The organism is uncultured Gimesia sp. (genome assembly GCF_937919775.1).
GTDB lineage: Bacteria > Planctomycetota > Planctomycetia > Planctomycetales > Planctomycetaceae > Gimesia.
The window spans coordinates 1-2,168 of the sequence record NZ_CALFPF010000406.1 but is presented as its reverse complement, the minus strand read 5'-3'; the positions used below and the strand labels follow the sequence as shown (position 1 = coordinate 2,168).

Annotated in this window: 2 protein-coding genes and 1 pseudogene; all 3 read left to right on the top strand. The window is 53.6% G+C overall.

The window, feature by feature from the left end:
• Positions 1 to 184: pseudogene (locus Q0294_RS11130) on the top strand (SAM-dependent methyltransferase); the annotation flags it as partial.
• The gene (locus Q0294_RS11125) at positions 181 to 975 is read left to right on the top strand and encodes a DUF1295 domain-containing protein (RefSeq protein ID WP_299464866.1); all 795 of its coding nucleotides are present in this window, start codon (positions 181 to 183) and stop codon (positions 973 to 975) included. The pseudogene Q0294_RS11130 and the gene Q0294_RS11125, both read left to right, overlap by 4 nt.
• Complete coding sequence (locus Q0294_RS11120) at positions 972 to 2,090, top strand: cyclopropane-fatty-acyl-phospholipid synthase family protein (RefSeq protein ID WP_299464863.1); 1,119 nt, start codon at positions 972 to 974, stop codon at positions 2,088 to 2,090. Before Q0294_RS11125 ends, Q0294_RS11120 begins: the two co-directional genes overlap by 4 nt.
• The last annotated feature ends 78 nt before the right edge of the window (positions 2,091 to 2,168 follow it).

Genomic DNA, 2,168 nt, shown 5'->3' with positions numbered 1-2,168 from the left:
GGGATATTCCGAATCGTTCATTCGTATGTGGGACTATTATTTCAGCTACTGCGAAGCAGCATTTGAGGAGCGTCAGTGCAACACGGTGCAGATGCTGTTCGCCAAGCCCGGCTGTCGTTTTGACCCGGTCAGCCAGCATCCGGTTCCCGTATTCTGTTTGTCGGAACAGGAGGTCCTGGCGTGAATCCCTGGTTTATGATTCTGCTCGGTTGGATATTTATGGCTCTGGTGATGGCACTCCTGTGGTTGTTACAGCGCCGGACCGGTGATGCGGGCATTGTCGATGTTGCCTGGGGCATGGGAGTCGGCTTGCTGGCCCTTTTTTTTGTCTGGGGCAGCGATACCGGTGACCTGACGCGGCGGATCGTGATTGCCGCTCTGGCCATGATCTGGGCGCTGCGGTTGAGCGGATACATTTTGTGGCGCGTATTCACGATGCCGGAAGATGGTCGCTATCAGACTTTAAAACAGAACTGGGGCATCGCCGCCCAGGCAAAACTGTTCTGGTTTTATCAGTTGCAGGCGATTGGCAGTCTGCTGTTTGCGTTGCCGATGTTGATCGCGGCCCGTGGTACATCGCCGTTGGGCCTGTTTGATGTGCTTGGAATTGGGATCTGGCTAATCGCCATAATCGGTGAACTCATTGCCGACTGGCAACTCGCCCGGTTTCGTGCGAATTCAGAAAAACAGGGGCAAGTCTGTCGTGAGGGGCTGTGGAAGTTCTCGCGGCATCCGAATTACTTTTTTGAATGGCTGCACTGGTGGGCGTATGTTGGTCTGGCGATCACCGCACCGTGGGGCTGGTTCACGATCATCGGACCACTGCTGATGCTGCATTTTATACTCAATGTCACCGGCATTCCTCCCACCGAAGCACAGGCCTTAAAAAGTCGAGGCGATGCCTACCGGGAATATCAGCAGACAACCAGCGCGTTTTTTCCCTGGCCGCCGAAAAGGAAACAGGTAACCGCATGAAAACAGATTTCATCATCAGTGCCGCGATTGAATTCGTAGAGCAGGGCTGGGTTCCCGACTGGCTGACACGACGGGCCATTCGGCGATTATGCACTAAACGTCTGATGTCGCTCAATACGGGCAGCGACCAAACCAGCACAGAGAAACAGCAGGCATTTATCGAGGCTGCCAGGCAGAGTCCGGTCGCCCTCGTCCCGGAAAAGGCGAACGATCAGCATTATGAAGTGCCTGCGGAATTCTACAGCCAGGTATTGGGACGCCGTCGCAAATACAGTTGTTGTTACTGGCCGGAAGGTGTCTCCACGCTTGATGAAGCGGAAGCGGCAGCATTACGAGAGACTTGCGCACATGCCCAACTGGAAGATGGAATGCAGGTTCTCGAACTGGGCTGCGGTTGGGGATCATTGTCGCTTTGGATTGTTGAGAACTATCCGCATTGTCGTGTGACTGCGGTTTCCAATTCCCATTCGCAGCGCACCTTCATCGAACGGCAGGCTGCAGAGCAGGGGGTTTCCAATCGATTAACTGTCATTACGGCTGACATGAACAACTTTACCACCTCGCAGAAATATGACCGCGTGATGTCGGTCGAAATGTTTGAGCATATGCGGAATTATGAAATACTGCTAAACCGGATTGCCGGCTGGTTGACCGACGCAGGCAAGTTGTTCGTCCATATTTTCTGTCACCGCCAGTTCGTTTACGAATTCAATGATCAGAATGCGGACGACTGGATGGCGCGCCATTTTTTCACCGGTGGCATCATGCCCAGCGAGGATTTGCTGTCTCACTTCAACGATCACATGCGCGTCGAGAAACAGTGGCGCTGGAACGGTCGGCATTACCAGCGTACGGCAGAAGCCTGGCTGAACAAGCTGGACCAAAAGCGAAATCAAATTCTGCCAATCCTTGCCGCAACTTATGGTGAAGAACAGGCAAAACGCTGGTGGATGCGCTGGCGGCTGTTCTTCCTGGCCGTCGCCGAACTCTTTGCCTGCCAGGACGGCGAACAGTGGTATGTTTCCCATTACCTGCTGGAACCAAATCACCATCAAAACCAGACTGACGAAGCAGGAGCAGTTCGAGGTACACGCGGAGAAATTTCTGCGGTTTGAATTCGGCTTCATGGCCGAAGAGTGAGATGCGCCTGGTGTGCGTTTACGAGCTATCGCTATCTGTGATTAAATTGCTGC